The sequence below is a fragment of the Streptomyces sp. NPDC052773 genome (genome assembly GCF_044547145.1).
Lineage (GTDB): Bacteria > Actinomycetota > Actinomycetes > Streptomycetales > Streptomycetaceae > Streptomyces.
This window is the reverse complement of the sequence record NZ_JBITZX010000001.1, coordinates 855,803-873,183: the sequence shown is the minus strand read 5'-3', so window position 1 is coordinate 873,183 and position 17,381 is coordinate 855,803. Positions and strand designations below refer to the sequence as shown.

Sequence of the window (17,381 nt, the reverse complement as noted above, 5' to 3'; positions counted from 1 at the left end):
CATGTACTCCAGCACGTCCTCCCGTGCCCGCAGGGCACTCGGCCTGGGACTGGCGGGCCTGCTCGCCGCCGCCGCCGGCGTCACCGTCTCGGCCGGCACCGCCGAGGCCGCGAGCACACTGGCGGGCGCCGCCGCCGAGAAGGGCCGCTACTTCGGCACCGCCGTCGCCGCGAACCACCTGGGAGAAGCGCAGTACGTCTCGGCGCTCAACACCGAGTTCGACTCGGTCACGCCGGAGAACGAGATGAAGTGGGACGCGGTGGAGCCCAGCCGCGGCTCGTTCAACTTCGCCAGCGCCGACCGGATCGTCAGCCACGCCCAGAGCCGGGGCATGAAGGTCCGCGGCCACACCCTGGTCTGGCACTCCCAGCTGCCGAGCTGGGTCGCGGGCCTGAGCGCCGGCGACCTCAGAAACGCGATGAACAACCACATCAACCAGGTCATGGGCCACTGGAAGGGCAAGATCCACTCCTGGGACGTGGTGAACGAGGCCTTCCAGGACGGCACCAGCGGCGCCCGCCGCAGCTCGCCCTTCCAGGACAAGCTCGGCAACGGCTTCATCGAGGAGGCGTTCCGCACCGCCCGCGCCGCCGACCCCGCCGCCAAGCTCTGTTACAACGACTACAACACCGACGGCATCAACGCGAAGAGCAATGCCGTCTACAACATGGTCAAGGACTTCAAGGCGCGCGGCGTGCCCATCGACTGCGTGGGCTTCCAGTCCCACTTCAACAGCGCCTCCCCGGTCCCCTCCGACTACCAGGCCAACCTCCAGCGATTCGCCGACCTCGGCGTCGACGTCCAGATCACCGAGCTGGACATCGAGGGCTCCGGCACCTCCCAGGCCAACAGCTACTCCAACGTCGTCAAGGCCTGCCTCGCCGTCACCCGCTGCACCGGCATCACCGTCTGGGGCATCACCGACAAGTACTCGTGGCGGGCGAGCGGCACCCCGCTGCTCTTCGACTCCAACTACAACAAGAAGCCCGCGTACACCGCCGTGCTCAACGCGCTCGGCGGCACCTCCGGCGGCGACCCCGGCAACCCGGGCGGCGCCACCTGCACCGCCACCTACAGCAAGCAGGAGGAGTGGAGCGACCGCTTCAACGGCCGGGTGACCATCACCGCGGGCAGCGCGCCGATCAGCAGCTGGACGACGACCGTCACCGTCACCTCGCCGCAGAAGATCTCCGCGACCTGGAACGGCTCGCCCACCTGGGACAGCAGCGGCAACGTCATGACGATGCGGCCGAACGGCAACGGCAGCCTGGCCGCCGGGGCCTCGACCAGCTTCGGCTTCACCGTCATGAAGAACGGCAACTCGGCGCCCCCGGTGATCGGCGCCTGCACGGCCTCCTGACCTGCGAGGAGGCCGCACTGCGTCGCACACGCTCGGTCGTACGACCCACCCCCCGGGCCGTACGACCGAGTCATTCCTGGGACGAAATACCGATGCCAGGACCGTGAGCCGCTGAGACCATGACACTCATGCTCCGAGCCACAGACACCACCAGCCCCACCGGCACCTCCCGCCGCACCCCTCCCGCCACCTGGCTCGTGGTGGCGCTCGCCTGTGCCGGACAGTTCCTCGTCGTGCTCGACGTCTCCGTCGTCAACGTGGCACTGCCGTCGATGCGCGCCGACCTGGGCTTGAGCGGTCCGGGACTGCAATGGGTGGTGAACGCGTACGCGATCGCCTTCGCCGGGTTCATGCTGCTCGGCGGGCGGGCCGGTGACCTGTACGGCCGCAAGCGGATGTTCCTCGTCGGGCTCGCGCTGTTCACCCTGGCCTCGCTGGGCGGCGGGCTCGCCCGGGAGGGCTGGCAGCTGCTGGCCGCGCGGGCCGGACAGGGCCTCGGCGCGGCCGTCCTCGCGCCCTCCACGCTCACCATCCTCACCGCCGCCGTCCCGGAGGGAGCCGCGCGGGCGCGCGCCATCGCCACCTGGACGGCCGTCGGCGCGGGCGGCGGCGCGGCGGGCGGGCTCGTCGGCGGGCTGCTGGTCGACGGGCTGTCCTGGCGCTGGGTGCTGCTGATCAACGTTCCGATCGGCGCCGTCGTCCTCGCCGCCGCCCTGCGGTGGCTCACCGAGAGCCGCTCCGGGGAGCGCCGCCGCCTGGACCTGCCGGGCGCGGTCCTGGTCACCGCCGGGCTGGGCACGCTGGCGTACGGCATCTCCCAGACCGAGGTGACGGGCTGGACGGCCACGGCCACCCTGCTCCCGCTGCTCTCCGGTCTGCTGCTCATCGGCCTCTTCCTGCTGGTCGAGGCGCGTACGGCGGCACCGCTGATGCCGCTGCGGCTGCTGGCACTGCGGCCGGTGTCGTCGGCGAACGCGGCGATGTTCGTCAGCGGCTCCGCCATGTTCTGCATGTGGTTCTTCATGACGCTGTACGCGCAGAACGTCCTCGGCTATACGCCCCTGGAGGCCGGCCTCGCCCTGGTGCCCAGCTCGCTCGCGGTGGTCGTCGGCTCCAAGGTGGCCCCGCGCTGCATGCGCCGGCTCGGCGCGCGCCGGGTCGCCGTCCTCGGCACACTGACCGCCGCCACCGGCTTCGGCTGGCAGTCCACGATGAGCGCGGACGGGGGATACCTGACCGGCATCATGTTCCCCGGCATCCTGATGATGCTGGGCGCGGGCCTCGCCGCGACCCCGCTCGCCGCTCTCGCCACCTCGGGCGCGGAGCCCGGCGACGCCGGACTGGTCTCCGGCATGATCAACACCTCCCGCGTGATGGGCGGCTCCCTCGGCCTCGCCGTGATGTCCACGATCGCGGCGGCACGGACCGGGGAGAGCACGGAGGCCGTCCCGCTGACGGAGGGGTACGCGCTGGCGTTCCGGGTGTCGGCGGGGGTGTTGCTGGTGGGGGCCGGGGTGATGGCGGTGTGGCTGCCCGGAGCCCGCGGCAGGGGCCCCGCGTCCTCGTCCGACGTGAGCCCCGAGTCTCCGACCGACACGGGCCCTGGGTCACCGGCCACCCGGTGACCCCCCGGCCCGCCCGCTAGGGTGGCCCCCGTGTCGTACGCAGGTCCGGAATTCGAGCCTCCCCCCGCCCGTCGCCCGCGCCGCAGGCTGATCGCCGTGGTGGGGGGCGCGTTGGTGGTGGGGGCGCTGGCCGGGTGGCTGGTGGTGCAGGGGTCCGGCCCGGGATCGGACGGAGGGGGTTCGGCGGCCTCGGGGACGGCCACGTCATCCGGAACCGCCTCGGCCTCGTCCACGCCGTCCGCGCCGTCCGCGCCGTCCTCCTCGTCCTCGGGATCCGACGACGGGAAACCCGCCCCCGCCCCGACGACCGCGGCGTCCTCCGGCCCGCTCAAGGGGAAGGTCGTCGTCATCGACCCCGGGCACAATCCGGAGAATTTCCAGCACACCGCCGAGATCAACAAGAAGGTCGACATCGGGACGGGCTGGAAGGAATGCGACACCACGGGGACGTCGACCGACGACGGGTACGCCGAGGCGGAGTTCACCCTCGACGTCGCGCACCGGCTGCGCACCCTGCTTGAACGGCAGGGCGCCGAGGTGAAGCTGACGCAGGACGCCGACCGGCCGTTCGGGCCGTGCATCGACGAGCGGGCGCGGATCGGGAACGAGGCGAAGGCCGACGCGGTGGTGTCGATCCACGCCGACGGGTCGGGGGCCGGGAACCGCGGGTTCCATGTGATCCTGCCGGGCGAGGTGCGGGCGGGCGCCGCCGACACCCGGGCCATCGTGGGCCCTTCGCGCGAGCTGGGTGCGAGCATCGCGGGCAACTTCGTGCGGGCGACCGGCAGCGCGCCCTCCAACTACGTCGGTGACGGCACCGGACTCGTCACGCGTGAGGACCTGGGTGGTCTCAATCTGTCAACGGTTCCGAAGGTGTTCATCGAGTGCGGCAACATGCGCGATACCAAGGACGCGGCGTTGCTGACCAGCGGCGCGTGGCGGCAGAAAGCGGCGCGAGGGATCTCTGACGGAATCGTGAGTTTCCTGCGCGGGTAGTGATCAGCGCGCTGATCCGGGCGGACAGCCTCGACAGGCGGACGATAGGGTCGTCCGTACGATGAGGGGCCACCCCCGCGCTTCCCACCGGCCTGACGGCGAGATGGTGACAGCGACGCCTCTACCGACGACGAGACGACTGACGAAGGACCTGAAGTGAATATCCGCTCCCTCACTAGAGGCGACGGCGTGGTGATCGGAGCAGCGGTATTGCTGTTCATCGCGTCGTTCCTCGACCTCTACTCGCTCGACGGGATCCCCGACGAGTACGACATGCCGAACTTCTGGTCGAGCGGGCCGGCCCTCCTCGGTGTCGTACTCGCCGGCCTGATCGGTGCCGCACTCGTCGTCGTCTCCCGGGGGATGCCGCAGCCGCGCAAGGTCGCGGGCCTGGAGCTGGGCCAGTTCGGTGTCGCCTTCACGGTGTTCGCCGCCCTGGGCGCGCTCGGCAACGTCTTCGACCCGGCGGGTGGCGCGAACAACGTCGGTGACCCGAGCGACGGTCCGGACGCCGGTACCGGCCTCATCCTCGCGCTCATCGCCACGCTGATCCTGGCCGCCGTCGCCGTCGCCACCCCGCTCGTCCCGGCCCTCAAGGCGCCCCTCGTCGGTGCCCCGCGCCCCGCCGCCCCGCAGCCCTACGGCGCCCAGCCGCCGCAGGGCGGTTACGGCTACCCGGGTGCCCAGGGTGGCCAGCAGCCGTCGTTCGGCGGGCAGCCGCAGCAGCCGTACGGCGGACAGCCGCAGCAGGCGCAGGCCCCGCAGCAGCCGGCGAGCGACTTCTCGCCGTTCTGGTTCGCGGTGCCGGTGCCCCGGCCGCTGTTCGCGGAGGACGGCTCGCCGACCCCGATCGCCGAACTCGCGCCGGGCACCTGGTACCTGGCCGTCGAGCAGCGCGGCGCGGCGCTCGTCGCGCAGACGCAGGACGGCCGCCGGGGTGTCCTCCAGGACACCAGCGGCATCCAGCGCGGCTGAGCAGCCGGCCGACACGGCACGGACTCCGACGGCCCCTCGCCCTTCCGGGCGGGGGGCCGTTGTCGTACAGTCGCCACCCGGTGGCTGACACACCATCAGGAGGTGCCGTGCGACTCGGTCTCGCCCTCGGCTACTGGGGCCGTGGCCCCTCCCCCGGTCATCTGGAGCTGGTGCGGGAGGCCGAGCGGCTCGGCTATCACTCCGTGTGGACCTCCGAGTCCTGGGGGTCCGACGCGTTCACACCGCTCACCTGGATCGCCGCGCACACCTCCACCATCCGGCTCGGCACCGCCGTCGCGCAGATGGCGGCCCGCTCCCCCGCCGCCACCGCCATGCACGCCCTCACCCTCGACCATCTCTCCGGCGGACGGTTGCTGTTGGGGCTGGGGCTGTCGGGGCCGCAGGTGGTGGAGGGGTGGTACGGGCGGCCGTTCCCGTCCTCGCCGCTGACCGCGACCCGGGAATACGTCGACGTCGTACGGCAAGTGCTGCGCCGCGAGGGGCCCGTGCGGCTCGACGGGCGGTTCCATGCCCTGCCCTATCAGGGGGCCGACGGGACCGGGACGGGCAAGGCGCTGAAGCCCATCACGCATCCGCTGCGCGCGGATCTGCCCGTGCTGCTCGGCGCCGAGGGGCCGCGGAACATCGCGCAGACCGTGCGGATCGCCGACGGCTGGCTGCCGTTGTACTGGTCTCCGGAGCGCACCGGGCTGTACGCGGACACGCTCGCCGACGCCCCGGACGGGTTCATCGTCGCGCCCATGGCGCAGGCCCGGGTCTGCGACGACGTCACCGAGGGGCTGCGGCCCGTCAAGACCATGCTCGGTCTGTACATCGGCGGCATGGGGCACGCGGGCCGCAACTTCCACGCCCGGCTGATGGCGCGTATGGGGTACGAGCAGGAGGCGCGCCGGGTGCAGGAGCTGTTCCTGGCCGGGCGGCGGGAGGAGGCCGTGGCGGCGGTGCCGGACGCGTTCGCGGACGAGATCTCGCTGGTCGGGCCGCGGCGCCGGATCGCCCGGCGGCTGGCCGCCTGGCGGGCGGGCCCGGTGACCGACCTGCTGGTGTCGGCACCGGACCCGGTGACCCTGCGCACGCTCGCCGAGCTGAACTCCTGACGCCGGGCGGAAGGCTCCTCAGAGGAAGATCGCCACCGGGTTCAGGGACAGCTCGCCCGTCTCGCTGTTCCAGGTCTGCACCTTGCCGAGGCAGCGGGCCTGGAACTCGCCGGTGAAGTACTCCGCGTTCTGGAAGCCCTCCCGGACGCCCGCCGCCTCGCAGATGACGCGGACGTGGGCGGGGCGCGGTCCGTCGCCGTAGGGGGCGCGCAGCACGATGTCACCGGTCTCGGCGGAGCGGTCGGCGGTGAAGCGGCCGGTGACGGAGACGAACGCCGACACCACCGCCACGGAGGTCAGCGGGACGCGGTCGCCGCGGTCGCGGAGGGTGTCGGCGAGGGCCCGGCTGGGGACGACGAGGCCGGTGGTGAGGTCGGCGTGGACGACCACGTCCTCCTTGCGCATGGTGTCCATGAGCAGCCGTATCACCGTGATCGGCGTGCTCTGCCGGATGTAGGCGGTGACGCGTTCCTTGGTGACGTCCCGGTTGGTTTTGCCGCCGCCGAGGCCGAAGCGGGCGCGCAGGCCGAGGCCGGTGGTGACGTTGATGCGGTCGGCGACCTCCTGTTCCAGCGCGGCGGAGAAGCCTCCCTGCTGGTAGAGGTCCATGACGCGTTTCTCGTGCAGGAAGAAGCACATGCCGTGGACCGTGCGACCGCTGTGCCGGCGGCGTCTGCGCAGCCAGCCGACGCGGACCAGGGCGTGGCGCAGCAGGACGGTCCAGCAGGCCGCCGTTGCCGCCCAGACGACCATCCAGGGCCACCACAGGGCCCACCACTCACTGTCGATGACAGCCACGGATCTCCTTGAACGCGTCGGGGAGGGAGGTCGGACCGGCGTCGACCATGCGGCCGCCGGTGGCGTCGGCGGCCCGCCGCAGGGCGTCCGCGTCGGCTTCTCCCAGGTGGACGGGGAAGGTGGGCACGGCCTCGGATTCGGGCGCCAGGGCGCGGTGGCGGCGCAGGAACTCCTCGTAGCCGATGCCCGCGTTGTTCTCGCCGTCGGTCATCAGCACGATGGCGACGGGGCGGTCGGGGTCCTCGCGTACGGCGTCGGTGGCGATGCGGTAGCCGCGGTCGAGGGCGGACCACAGGGCGGTGGCGTCGTCGTAACCGCCGTCCGCGACGACGGAGTTGAGGTCGCGCAGGTCGGCGTCGCCGCGGACGGTCACCGTACGTTCCTCCAGCACCCGGCCGCCGAAGCGGACCACGGTGAGGCGTTCGCCGCGGAAGAAGCGGGCGAACTTGCCGGTCGCCGAGTCGTCGGCGCCGCTGAGGCCCTCGAAGGCGGCGCGCAGCCCGGCCATGCGGGCGCCGCGCATGGAGGTGGAGAAGTCGAGGACGAAGACGACCTGGTCGGCGACGGGCCGGCCGGGGTCGCCGTAGTCGGTGACCAGCCGTTCGACGACGGACAGGCGGTCGGGGAAGGAGAGCGCGTTGCCGACGGGGGTACGCAGCGGTCCGGACGGGGTCACGTCCTGGTTGACCGGGCGGCGGTGGGTGCGTTCCATGAGGGCGCGCTGGGTGTCCGCGGTGAGCAGCCAGTCGACGGTCTCGCGGTACGCCTGCCGTTTGCCGGGGTCGAGGAGCAGCAGCGGGAAGTCGGAGAGGACCATGCCGTCGTCGGGGTGGACGATCTCCAGGGGGGTGCGCAGGCGGCCGGAGGCGTTGAGCGTGAGCAGTTCTGACTCGTGGGCGATGAGCGCGTTGGTGTCGTCCTGGCGGCCGGGGTAGCGGTCGACGAGGTCGCGGGAGCTGGCGGCGGTGAGGGTCTGGCCGGAGCGGAAGCCGCGCAGCCGGTCGCAGGAGACGTCCTGTTCGCGCAGGGCGCTGCCGGTTCCGGCGGCGGCGGTGGCGACGCCGACCAGGGCGGCGCGGCCGGTGTCGCTGCGGCGCGGGTCGGCCATGCCGAAGCGTACGGTGCCGTCGGCGGCGGCGTCGGCGACGTCCGCCCAGGAGATCCGGCCGCCGGGGGCGTCGACGCGCAGTTTCCGGGCGGTGGCGGGGGCGAGGCCGACGACGACCGGGGAGCGCATGACCGGGGTGGACTCGGGACGGGTGAGGCGGCCGTCGGAGTCCCGCACGCGCAGCAGGAAGGAGCGGTCGGAGGCGAGCCAGGCGAGGTCGTGGGCGGGGGTACTGTCGTCGGGCGGGTACTGACCGGCCAGGTCGGCGTTGGCCCGGTAGTCCAGCTCCAGCCGTACGCCCGTGTCGTCCTCCAGGTCGCGCAACAGGGGTGCCACGTCGGCGAGTTCGGGGCTGGCGAGGACGCGGAGGGTGACGGGGTCGTCGTCGGTGGTGCAGGCGGTGAGGGCGGCGGCGAGGAGGACGAGGCCGAGGAGGGCTCGTACGGCGGTTGTGGTGGCCCTGGTCGGCTTCGTGGCCCTGGCGGCCTTGGTGACCGCGGTGGCTGCGGCGGCTGCGGTGGCTGCGGTGGCCCTCATGGGGTGTCCCGGACCGGCGGCGGGCAGTCGCCGACGTAGTCGATGATGTCCTCCAGGATCTCCAGGTCGGGTTCGTAGACCTTGGTCCGGTCGGTGTTCTCCCGGGGCACCTGGATGCCGTGTGCGGCGAGGTAGGCGTTGAGCTGTTCGCTGGTTCCGTCGGCGCCGGAGAAGCGGACGCGGAAGCCGAGTTCGAGGGCGCGGCGGCGCAGGTCCTCGTCGTTCGCGATGATCTCGACGAGCCGGTCGCCCCGGTCGGTGAGGGAGATCAGCTGGGGTTCGGTGAGGGCGTAGGGCGTGGGGTAGAGCAGGACGCGGCTGGTGTCCTGTTCGCCGTTGCGGTCGTGGTGGGCGATCTGGTGGGCCAGGTACTGGTGCTCGTAGAGCAGGGAGATCGGCGCGATGGACTCGCCGAGGTCGGAGAAGTAGCTCTCGGCCTGTTCGTCGGCCCACATGCCCTGGAGGTCGATGAGGGGTTTGATCTCGGCGGCGAGTCGCTGCACGGCGTTGGCGGCGATCCGGCTGTCGTCGCCGTTGCGGGTGCCGGGGGTGCGGTTTCCGTTGGCGACGAAGGCGAGGAGGCTGAGGTAGGTGCCGGCGGCGTTGGACTCGCAGACGTTGGAGGTGCGGACGAGGACGCGGCCGCTGTTGCTGCTGCCGTCGCGGCTGGTGTCGTCGTAGCCGATGCCGTTCCAGGTGTCGGCGGTGCGGCCGGTGCCGTCCCTGGGGTCCTTCGGGTCGTCGACGCCGTCGAGGAGGCCGGTGAAGCGGGCCATGTCGAGGTGGTAGTAGAGGGTGGGGCCGGTGCCGTCGGCGGGCTGCTGGGGGGTGGCCACCCCGGCCGCGACCAGGGTTTCGGCGTAGTCGCGGAAGGTGCCGAGGACCAGCGGGCTGACGAAGGGGCGGACCGAGCGCACGGAGCGGTCCTGGCGGTCCAGGACGAGTTTGGCGGCGGGCTGGCCGGACGGGAAGACGACGTCCATGCCCTCGAGGGACTGGGTGGCGATGCCGCGGGAGCCGAGGCGGTGGATGTCGACGCGTATGCCGTGCCGGAGTAACAGCCGCTGGACTTCGGGGTCTTTGAAGTAGTCGGACTTGGAGGCCATTCTGGCCTCGATGGTGGTGATCCGCTCCAGGGGCCGCAGGGTGTTGCCCGACACCAGCAGGGAGATCAGTCCCGCGACGGCGAGCGGCAGGACGGCCAGGACGTGCCGGGGCAGGCGGCGGCGGTCGGTGCGCCGGGTGGTGAGGCGCGGTTCCTCGATGGGTGTGCCGTCGTCGCGCCTGCTGTCGTCGGGTGCTCTGTCCTCGGGTGTTCTGTCGTCGGACAACGGCCCTCCTGCCGCTCAAGGGGGCAGGATTATCGAGGGCGTCGGTGAACGGGCGCCAGCGGAAGCACCAACTCCCGGAAAACTCCCGCCAGATGGCCGCACACGGTTTCGAACCCGGAGGAGCGGCAACCCGACGGGCATGTCCCCTCGATATCGCTCCACCCAGGCGGGCCGGGCCATCGCGATCGTGGCCGACATCATGGCCCTCATCCTGGGACTGTGGATCCTGATGTACCTGTTCGAAGCCAACCGCGGCAACGACTTCGTACAGTTCATCCACGACGCGGCCCGCTGGCTGGCGGGCTGGTCACACGACCTGTTCACCTTCGACGAGGCCTGGGCGCGGGTGGTCTGCGGCTACGGTCTCGCCGCCGTCGTCTACCTGTTCGTGGGCCACGGCATAGCGAACCGCATCTACCGCCACTGACCCGGGTGCCGCGGCGCTCAGTCCGCGCAGCACTCCGGGTCCTCCAGGCCGCGCGGCAGCAGGTCGCCGCCGAAGACCGCGCAGGTCGCCTCGTGGCCGCCGAGGGCGGCGACGGCGAGGAGGAGGGAGCCGGCGGTCCAGGTGGTCAGCTCGCGGGGCCAGACGGCGTCGTCGTCGAAGACGTAGCCGGTCCAGTACAGGCCGGTCTCCGGGTCCCGCAGGTGCTGGATGGACTGGAGGATGTCCAGCGCCCGGTCGGACTCGCCGGTCGCCCACAGGGTGAGGGCGAGTTCGGCGGACTCGCCGCCGGTGACCCACGGGTTCGGCACCACGCAGCGCACACCGAGCCCGGGCACGACGAACCGGTCCCAGCTCTCCTCCAGGCGGGACTTGGCCTCGGCGCCGGTGAGCGCGCCGCCCAGCACCGGGTAGTACCAGTCCATGGAGTAGCGGTCCTTGTCGAGGAACCGCTCCGGGTGTCGGCGTATCGCGTGCCGCAGCATGCCGACGGCCAGCTCCCAGTCCGGCTGGGGCTCCTCGCGCTGCTCGGCGACGGCGAGCGCGCAGCGCAGCGCGTGGTGGATGGAGGAGCTGCCGGTGAGCAGCGCGTCCGTGACGGGCGTGCCGTCGTCCTCGCGCTTCCAGCCGATCTGCCCGCCGGGCTGCTGGAGCCGCAGCACGAACTCGACGGCCGCGTACACCACCGGCCACATGCGGTCGAGGAAGGTGTCGTCGCCGGTGGAGAGGTAGTGGTGCCAGACGCCTACGGCGATGTAGGCGACGAAGTTGGTCTCGCGGCTGCGGTCGGTGACGTCGTCCGGGTCGCCGTCGGCGTACGCCGCGTACCAGGAGCCGTCCGGGTTCTGATGCCGGGCCAGCCACAGGTACGCCCGCTCGGCGGCCTCGTGTTCGCCCGCCGCGTCCAGCGCCATCGCGGCCTCGACGTGGTCCCACGGGTCGAGGTGGTGGCCGCGGAACCAGGGGATCGCCCCGTCCTCCCGCTGCACCGCGAGGATGCCGCGGACGGTCGCGGCGGCCTGCTCGGCGGTGAGCACCCCGGGCAGGACCAGGTGTTCCGTGCGGGGGGTGGTCACTTGGCGGCCGCCCGCGTGTCGGACTCGGCGGCGGTGGCGGAGGCCGCGGCGGTCCCGGGGGTCCCTGCGGTCGCGGTGTCCGGGACCCGGGGCAGGTGCGGCTTGGTCGCGTAGACCACGAAGCTCTTGCCGATGAGCGGGTTCAGCGCCTGCTCGGCGACCCGGGTGGCCAGCGGCTTCTTCATGATGTCCCAGACCAGCAGCTTGTGGTACGCCCGCACGGGCAGCGCCTTGTCGTTGTCGACGCCGAACGCGCACTTCAGCCACCAGTACGGGGAGTGCAGGGCGTGGGCGTGGTGACTGCCGTACGGCTTGAGCCCGGCCTCCTTGATCTTGCCGATCAGCTCGTCCGCCTTGTAGATGCGGATGTGACCGCCCTCGACCTCGTGGTAGGCGTCGGACAGGGCCCAGCAGATCTTCTCGGGGCCGTAGCGCGGGACGGTGACCGCGATGCGCCCGCCCGGCTTGAGCACGCGGACCATCTCGGCGAGGACGCCCTTGTCGTCGGGGATGTGCTCCATCACCTCGGAGATGATCACGACGTCGAAGGACTCGTCGGGGAAGGGCAGCGCGAGGGCGTCGCCCTCCATGGCGGTGGCGGTCGCGCCCTCGGGTGCCTCGCCGGCCTCCTTCATCGCCGCGAACCACTTGGCGACCTCGCGGATCTCCTCGCCGTTGCGGTCCAGCGCCACGACCTGCGCGCCGCGCCGGTAGCACTCGAAGGCGTGCCGGCCGGCACCGCAGCCGAGGTCCAGGACGCGGTCGCCCGGGGCGAGCGGGAACCGGGAGAAGTCGACGGTCAGCACGTGGCCCTGCTTTCGGGGTAGACGCTGGTGACACTGGTGTTGCCGGGGCCGGTGTCGGCGGGGGCGCCGGTGTTGCCGGGAGCGCTGGTGTTGCCGGGAGCACTGGTGTTGCCGGTTGCCCCGGCGTTACTAGATGTGCCGGTGTTGCCGGCTGCCCCGGCGTTACCCGATGTGCCGGTGTCGCCGGGTGCGCCCGTGGTGGCGGCGATGGCCTCGCGGTAGCGGGCGACCGTGCCCTCGGCGGCGCGGGCCCAGGTGAAGTGGTTCAGGACGCGGTCGCGTCCGGCCGCGCCGAGCCGCCGGCGTAGCTCCTCGTCCCCGAGCAGCCGCTTCAGCGCGGCGGCCAGCGCGCCCGCGTCGCCCGGGGGTACGGCGAGGCAGGTCTCGCCGTCGCGCCCGGCGACCTCGGGGATCGCGCCGCCGGTGGTGGCGACGAGCGGCGTTCCGGTGGCCATGGCCTCGGCGGCCGGCAGGGAGAAGCCCTCGTACAGCGACGGCACGCACGCGACCTGCGCCGAGCGGACCAGGTCGACGAGTTCGGCGTCGGAGATGCCCTTGACGAAGTCGACGGCGCCTTCGAGGCCGTACCGTTCGATCGCCTGGGCGACCGGGCCCTCGGCGGGCCGCTTGCCGACGACGACGAGATGGGCGTCGGGCTGCTCGGTGCGCACCTTGGCCAGCGCCTCGACGAGGAAGACGAGGCCTTTGAGCGGTACGTCGGCGCTGGAGGTGGTGACGATCCGGCCGGGCACGCGGGGCACCGAAGGGTCGGGCGAGAACAGGTCGGTGTCGGCGCCGATGTGGACGACGTGGATACGGTCCTGGCGTACGCCGAGGTGGTCGACGATCTCCTGGCGGGAGGTGCCGGAGACGGTCAGCACGGACGGCAGCCGGCGCGCGACGCGCTTCTGCATGCGGGTGAACGCGTACCAGCGGCGCACGGAGTAGCGGCGCTGCCAGGTGTCGGCGGCGTCCAGCTCCAGTTGCCGGTCGACGGTGATGGGGTGGTGGATGGTGGTGACGAGGGGCGCGCCGAGATCTCCCAACAGCCCGTATCCGAGGGTCTGGTTGTCGTGCACGACGTCGAAGTCGCCACGGCGGGCGCGCAGATGGCGGCGGGCGCGGAGGGAGAAGGTGAGCGGCTCGGGGAAGCCGCCGGTCCACATCGTCGCCACTTCGAGGGCGTCGATCCAGTCCCGGTACTCGTCGCGCTTCGGGGTGCGGAAGGGGTCGGGCTGCCGGTAGAGGTCGAGGCTGGGCAGCTCGGTGAGGCGCAGGCGGTCGTATCCCTCGTCGAGGATCGGGTACGGCTGGGCGCCGATGACCTCGACGTGGTGACCGAGGCGGGCCAGTTCGCGGGACAGGTGGCGGACGTAGACGCCCTGGCCGCCGCAGAACGGGTTCCCCTTGTAGGTGAGGAGTGCGATACGGAGCGGTCGCAAGCCGTCGGCGGCCGGGTCCTCCGGGGACCTGGCCTCCCTGGCCTCAGCGGTCACTCTGGGCCCCCTTCTCCCTGCACTGTCCCGCGAGATTATGCCGGGACGCTAACCTAGAACAAGTTTCAGACTTGATCGTTCAAGAGGCTCTGAATCTACCGGCAGGTAGCGCCGCTGTGAGAAGTGGATCAGGTGATTCACGCCACGGCCCGCAGCGGTCGGGAACCCTGCCATGCTGTGTGATCCCACACCCTCACGGACTGTCACGGAACGGGACCCATGGAGAAGGTGGAAGCCGCCACCGCACGCCCCGCCTCACCCCTCACCGCGCGGCAGGAGGCGCGCCGGCGCCGCATCCTGCGCGCGAGCGCGCAGCTCGCCGGCCGGGGCGGGTTCGACGCGGTGCAGATGCGGGAGGTGGCCGAGTCCTCCCAGGTGGCCCTGGGCACCCTCTACCGCTACTTCCCCTCCAAGATCCACCTGCTGGTCGCGACGATGCAGGACCAGCTCGAACACCTGCACGCCACGCTCCGCAAGAAGCCCCCGACGGGCGACACACCCGCCGAGCGCGTCGCGGAAACCCTGATGCGCGCCTTCCGCGCCCTCCAGCGCGAGCCCCACCTCGCCGACGCCATGGTCCGCGCCCTCACCTTCGCCGACCGCAGCGTCAGCCCCGAGGTCGACCAGGTCTCCCGCCAGACGACGGCGATCATCCTCGACGCGATGGGCCAGGACGACCCCACCCCCGCCCAGCTCTCCGCCGTCCGCGTCATCGAACACACCTGGCACTCGGCGCTCATCACCTGGCTGTCGGGGCGGGCGTCGATCGCGCAGGTGAAGGTGGACATCGAGACGGTGTGCAGGTTGATCGACCTGACGGGCGGGGAGCCGGAGCGGGACAGGCCGGGAGGGCTCAGCGGCTGAGCGACGGGCGGCGCGCGATGGGGAGGGCGGGGCAACTCGCCGCCTGCTGTGGCGACTCACGCCGCGCTGTGATGTCTGGTGCGGAAGCGTGAGAGTGGACCACTTGAGGGAGACAGCTCCGGATGAAGCCGTCACTGGCTGGTTCGACGACGACCTTCTGTCGGCTGTTGTCACCAGAAAGGAACCGGTATGGAGGAACTCGCCCACTTGGGTTCGCCACTTGAATGAGACCATCGGGATACTGACCGACTTGTCGCCGTACATCCAGAGCGAGTGGACAGCTTTCGCACCACGTTGGCCGACCTTCTGTGATCGAACCAACGCAGCAACCGCCTCGATTACAGAAACCAGGGGGCGAACTGTCGGGTTCGTCGATCCGGCATCCCAGAGGATTGGGGACGCTGCACGCCGACGGTACGTTTTGGTCGGCCTGGAAACCGGGCGACAAACAGTTTCAGGGGATCGTCTGTAAAGGGTTTCTGTGATGACGCGGTCAGGACACGAGGAGGCAGACCTCACTCTCATTGTCGACGCGGACGGGACGGGCTTCGCCCCCTCCTGGCTGCACGGCAAGACGGTGGCTCCCGTTCCCGCGGGTTCACACATCGATGCACCGCTGACGCGTCGCATCGCGGCCGGTTGCCGCGCCGTCGGGGTGGCGGACCTGCTGTGCGCGGATCTCACCGGGGGCATCGACGGGCCCACCAGTGCGTCGCGCATTCCGTCCGACACGGGAACCACAGGAATCAACCCGCCCGCGCTGCTCTGGACGCCAGACCGGCAGGGCGCGGTCCTGTTCCCGGAAGCGGGTTACGCACTTGTCGCGGGCACCGCGCCCTTCATGGGCTCAGCCGTCGGCGAGGGCGTAGACACGGCACGCGCGCGCTTCGCGCGTTACGCACGCACACTCTCGGCACGACACCGGACACTTGCGGAGGTCGCCGCCGCGTACCCGCCCGCACACCGTGCCTGGTCCCACCCCGACGATGTGGAATCGGGCAGCGCGGCAGCACGCCGGCTAGCGCTGCTGGACGAGTTGACGGGCGGCACCCGAAGCGCGCCCGACTTCGCGCACGCCTGGTGGGCCGCGCGACGCGCGTCCCAGGCGAACGGCGAACGGATCCAAGGGCCGCTCGCAGACCTCTTCGACCGGATTTTCGCGATCCTGGAGGACTACTCCGTCGATCCCGACCTCAGCGAACCCGGCGACCTCTCCGACGCGGAACTTCTGACTGTGGTGAGTGAGACCTGGCATGCGTACCGTCACACCGACGCAATTCCTCGACATGACACGCAACCTGCTGCACGCCGAAGCGGCAACGCGTGAACGTGCCGCCGATGAAGTCGCCGACCGGTTGAGCGCGTATTCAGCCGCTCAGGCTTCCGCGCTGGCGACCCTGCTGGCCACCACAGCGGCCGTCGAGACGGATCACTCGGCCCTGGAAGCCGAGCTCCACGCCATCCTCCAACTGGCATCGACCGGCCACGTCACAGTCGACCACGTCGCACAGCTACGGCGGATCGACATGGGGAAGCTCCCGCCACACCTCATCGCCTACCTCACCGATCTGCTCGAAGGCTGCGTCGCGGAATGAGGGCTTGGCGATGAGGATGAACGACAGAATGTCCCGTCTCACGGGAGGGCATCTTCCCGTTCCTCGGGTCGACGACGTGCCCACGGTGTACCGGGCGATCGCGGAACAGGGCTGGTTCGTCGATGAGGGTGGCGCGTGCTTGCTTTCAGCGTTGAAAGCGGGTCATACCGGGGAGGACTCCGACGCTTTCGAGGACGTGGTCCATTTCGAAGCCACAGTCAACGGACGCGGCATGATGGACTACGACCTCCCCGCCTCAGGTCCTGACCGGCAGCGTCTCCTGCTGCGGCGCTCTCTCGCTTACGCCTGCCTGGCCCTGCACAGCGCTCCGAATGACAGCCCTCATCCCATCCTGGGCTACGTTTCCCTTTCGGAAGGCGGCCTGTCCGGCAACACCCTGACGGCGAACGTCACCTTCTGCACCAGCCGCCCTGACCTTCCGCCCTACGTCGATGACATCGACGCCTGTTCCGAGGAAGCACTTCTCGAACTCTCGCGAGCGGATATCGTCTGCCTCCTCAAGGGGTGAACCCATCTTGCTGTCGAGTATCGATCAACCTTTTGTACGGGCATGGCGAGACAGCCATCAGCACAAAGTCGCGGACCCGCAACTGGCGCAGGAGCTGTTCAGCTATCTCGACACTTTTCCCTGGGGAACCAGCCGACTTGAATGGGAAAACGTCCCGAACACGTCTGTCGCATTCGGCGACGGCGACCCTCAGCTCAGCTGGGTTGAGCACTTCTCAAGCACTCCCTTGAAGCGTCACGGCTTCCTCATGGTTGCTTACGCCCCCGCCCAGGAAGCGCTCATCGGAAGGACGGATGAGGTTCTGGCCGACATCGATCTCCTGTACGCGGCATCACCTGGCCCGCGGTATTTCTGTGGCGCCGACGTCAGCGGGGATGCCGTGGTGCTCACGGTTGAGGATTTCGCCGAGTTCTCGGATGACGGTGTGCGGGTCCATCTCAAGGGATCAACCCGTCGTGCTGTCGAGGGGGGAGGGGGACGGGGTGCGGCAGCTTCTGGAACTGGTCGCGGAACTGCCGCTCCTCGTCCCGGCCCCACGTGACGAACCACTCGGATCGACCCTCCTGACCGCCCGGTAAAGTGGCCGCGTCGTATCACACCCGTACGGGGGAAAGCCGGTGCAAATCCGACGCTGACCCGCAACCGTGAGCCGGTCCCGGAGCCAGGGAGCGGCGAGCCGGATCGCCCTGTGCGGACGTGGAACGGCTCAGCACCGTCGAGGT

Annotated in this window: 17 protein-coding genes and 1 riboswitch; of the genes, 11 read left to right on the top strand and 6 right to left on the bottom strand. The window is 70.9% G+C overall.

Features of this window, described 5'->3' with window-relative positions; genetic code table 11:
* Position 1 precedes the first annotated feature (1 nt).
* The 5 genes from ACIG0D_RS04060 to ACIG0D_RS04040 all read left to right on the top strand — a co-directional run bounded on the left by ACIG0D_RS04060 (position 2) and on the right by ACIG0D_RS04040 (position 6,074).
* Positions 2-1,360, top strand: a complete 1,359-nt coding sequence (locus tag ACIG0D_RS04060; RefSeq protein WP_399796098.1) for an endo-1,4-beta-xylanase — start codon at positions 2-4, stop codon at positions 1,358-1,360.
* Positions 1,361-1,479: 119 nt separating this feature from the next.
* Positions 1,480-2,985 carry an MFS transporter gene (locus ACIG0D_RS04055; RefSeq protein WP_399796097.1) on the top strand — a complete coding sequence of 502 codons (1,506 nt, stop codon included), beginning with the start codon at positions 1,480-1,482 and terminating at the stop codon, positions 2,983-2,985.
* 30 nt (positions 2,986-3,015) lie between these two features.
* Positions 3,016-3,981 (top strand): N-acetylmuramoyl-L-alanine amidase, encoded by a 966-nt coding sequence (locus tag ACIG0D_RS04050; RefSeq protein ID WP_399796096.1) that lies wholly within the window; start codon positions 3,016-3,018, stop codon positions 3,979-3,981.
* 156 nt (positions 3,982-4,137) lie between these two features.
* Complete coding sequence (locus ACIG0D_RS04045) at positions 4,138-4,956, top strand: hypothetical protein (protein WP_399796095.1); 819 nt, start codon at positions 4,138-4,140, stop codon at positions 4,954-4,956.
* A gap of 107 nt (positions 4,957-5,063) precedes the next feature.
* Positions 5,064-6,074, top strand: a complete 1,011-nt coding sequence (locus ACIG0D_RS04040) for an LLM class F420-dependent oxidoreductase (protein ID WP_399796094.1) — start codon at positions 5,064-5,066, stop codon at positions 6,072-6,074.
* Positions 6,075-6,092: 18 nt separating this feature from the next.
* Here the strand turns inward: ACIG0D_RS04040 and ACIG0D_RS04035 are convergent, their stop codons facing one another.
* From ACIG0D_RS04035 to ACIG0D_RS04025, 3 genes are read right to left on the bottom strand one after another with little or no spacing between them, the layout of a single operon-like run.
* Positions 6,093-6,872, bottom strand: coding sequence for a hypothetical protein (locus ACIG0D_RS04035; protein WP_399796093.1), 780 nt, complete (start codon positions 6,870-6,872; stop codon positions 6,093-6,095).
* The gene (locus ACIG0D_RS04030) at positions 6,853-8,517 is read right to left on the bottom strand and encodes a substrate-binding domain-containing protein (RefSeq protein WP_399796092.1); all 1,665 of its coding nucleotides are present in this window, start codon (positions 8,515-8,517) and stop codon (positions 6,853-6,855) included. Before ACIG0D_RS04030 ends, ACIG0D_RS04035 begins: the two co-directional genes overlap by 20 nt.
* Positions 8,514-9,848 carry a hypothetical protein gene (locus tag ACIG0D_RS04025; RefSeq protein ID WP_399796091.1) on the bottom strand — a complete coding sequence of 445 codons (1,335 nt, stop codon included), beginning with the start codon at positions 9,846-9,848 and terminating at the stop codon, positions 8,514-8,516. The genes ACIG0D_RS04030 and ACIG0D_RS04025 overlap by 4 nt, the downstream gene beginning before the upstream one ends.
* Positions 9,849-9,987: 139 nt before the next feature.
* On the opposite strand from ACIG0D_RS04025, the gene ACIG0D_RS04020 reads away from it, so the two are divergent.
* Positions 9,988-10,275 (top strand): hypothetical protein, encoded by a 288-nt coding sequence (locus ACIG0D_RS04020; RefSeq protein WP_365764998.1) that lies wholly within the window; start codon positions 9,988-9,990, stop codon positions 10,273-10,275.
* Positions 10,276-10,292: 17 nt separating this feature from the next.
* On the opposite strand, the gene ACIG0D_RS04015 is transcribed toward ACIG0D_RS04020, so the two are convergent.
* The 3 genes from ACIG0D_RS04015 to ACIG0D_RS04005 are packed head-to-tail and all read right to left on the bottom strand — an operon-like array spanning position 10,293 to position 13,671.
* A complete protein-coding gene (locus ACIG0D_RS04015; RefSeq protein ID WP_399796090.1) occupies positions 10,293-11,369 on the bottom strand; it encodes a prenyltransferase/squalene oxidase repeat-containing protein in 1,077 nt (358 codons plus the stop codon).
* Complete coding sequence (locus ACIG0D_RS04010) at positions 11,366-12,175, bottom strand: class I SAM-dependent methyltransferase (protein ID WP_399796089.1); 810 nt, start codon at positions 12,173-12,175, stop codon at positions 11,366-11,368. The genes ACIG0D_RS04015 and ACIG0D_RS04010 overlap by 4 nt, the downstream gene beginning before the upstream one ends.
* Entirely contained in the window at positions 12,169-13,671 is a 1,503-nt protein-coding gene (locus ACIG0D_RS04005) for a glycosyltransferase (RefSeq protein WP_399796088.1), read from the bottom strand. The genes ACIG0D_RS04010 and ACIG0D_RS04005 overlap by 7 nt, the downstream gene beginning before the upstream one ends.
* A gap of 219 nt (positions 13,672-13,890) precedes the next feature.
* Between ACIG0D_RS04005 and ACIG0D_RS04000 the strand changes: the two genes are divergently transcribed.
* The 5 genes from ACIG0D_RS04000 to ACIG0D_RS03980 all read left to right on the top strand — a co-directional run bounded on the left by ACIG0D_RS04000 (position 13,891) and on the right by ACIG0D_RS03980 (position 17,200).
* Positions 13,891-14,535 (top strand): TetR family transcriptional regulator, encoded by a 645-nt coding sequence (locus ACIG0D_RS04000; RefSeq protein WP_399796087.1) that lies wholly within the window; start codon positions 13,891-13,893, stop codon positions 14,533-14,535.
* A gap of 484 nt (positions 14,536-15,019) precedes the next feature.
* Positions 15,020-15,862, top strand: coding sequence for a hypothetical protein (locus tag ACIG0D_RS03995; RefSeq protein WP_399796086.1), 843 nt, complete (start codon positions 15,020-15,022; stop codon positions 15,860-15,862).
* A complete protein-coding gene (locus tag ACIG0D_RS03990; protein WP_399796085.1) occupies positions 15,822-16,130 on the top strand; it encodes a hypothetical protein in 309 nt (102 codons plus the stop codon). Before ACIG0D_RS03995 ends, ACIG0D_RS03990 begins: the two co-directional genes overlap by 41 nt.
* A gap of 10 nt (positions 16,131-16,140) precedes the next feature.
* Positions 16,141-16,659 (top strand): hypothetical protein, encoded by a 519-nt coding sequence (locus tag ACIG0D_RS03985; protein ID WP_399796084.1) that lies wholly within the window; start codon positions 16,141-16,143, stop codon positions 16,657-16,659.
* A 7-nt stretch (positions 16,660-16,666) separates the two neighbouring features.
* Positions 16,667-17,200, top strand: a complete 534-nt coding sequence (locus ACIG0D_RS03980) for a hypothetical protein (RefSeq protein WP_399796083.1) — start codon at positions 16,667-16,669, stop codon at positions 17,198-17,200.
* Positions 17,201-17,272: 72 nt separating this feature from the next.
* Positions 17,273-17,340: riboswitch (cobalamin riboswitch) on the top strand.
* Positions 17,341-17,381: the final 41 nt, after the last annotated feature.

Bases quoted from the DNA above. Each gene is read 5' to 3' on its own strand.
- ACIG0D_RS04060 (WP_399796098.1), top strand. From the start codon at position 2: ATGTACTCCAGCACGTCCTCCCGTGCCCGCAGGGCACTCGGCCTGGGA.
- ACIG0D_RS04055 (WP_399796097.1), top strand. From the start codon at position 1,480: ATGACACTCATGCTCCGAGCCACAGACACCACCAGCCCCACCGGCACC.
- ACIG0D_RS04030 (WP_399796092.1), bottom strand. From the start codon at position 8,517: ATGAGGGCCACCGCAGCCACCGCAGCCGCCGCAGCCACCGCGGTCACC.
- ACIG0D_RS04020 (WP_365764998.1), top strand. From the start codon at position 9,988: ATGTCCCCTCGATATCGCTCCACCCAGGCGGGCCGGGCCATCGCGATC.
- ACIG0D_RS04000 (WP_399796087.1), top strand. From the start codon at position 13,891: ATGGAGAAGGTGGAAGCCGCCACCGCACGCCCCGCCTCACCCCTCACC.
- ACIG0D_RS03995 (WP_399796086.1), top strand. From the start codon at position 15,020: ATGACGCGGTCAGGACACGAGGAGGCAGACCTCACTCTCATTGTCGAC.
- ACIG0D_RS03990 (WP_399796085.1), top strand. From the start codon at position 15,822: ATGACACGCAACCTGCTGCACGCCGAAGCGGCAACGCGTGAACGTGCC.
- ACIG0D_RS03985 (WP_399796084.1), top strand. From the start codon at position 16,141: ATGAGGATGAACGACAGAATGTCCCGTCTCACGGGAGGGCATCTTCCC.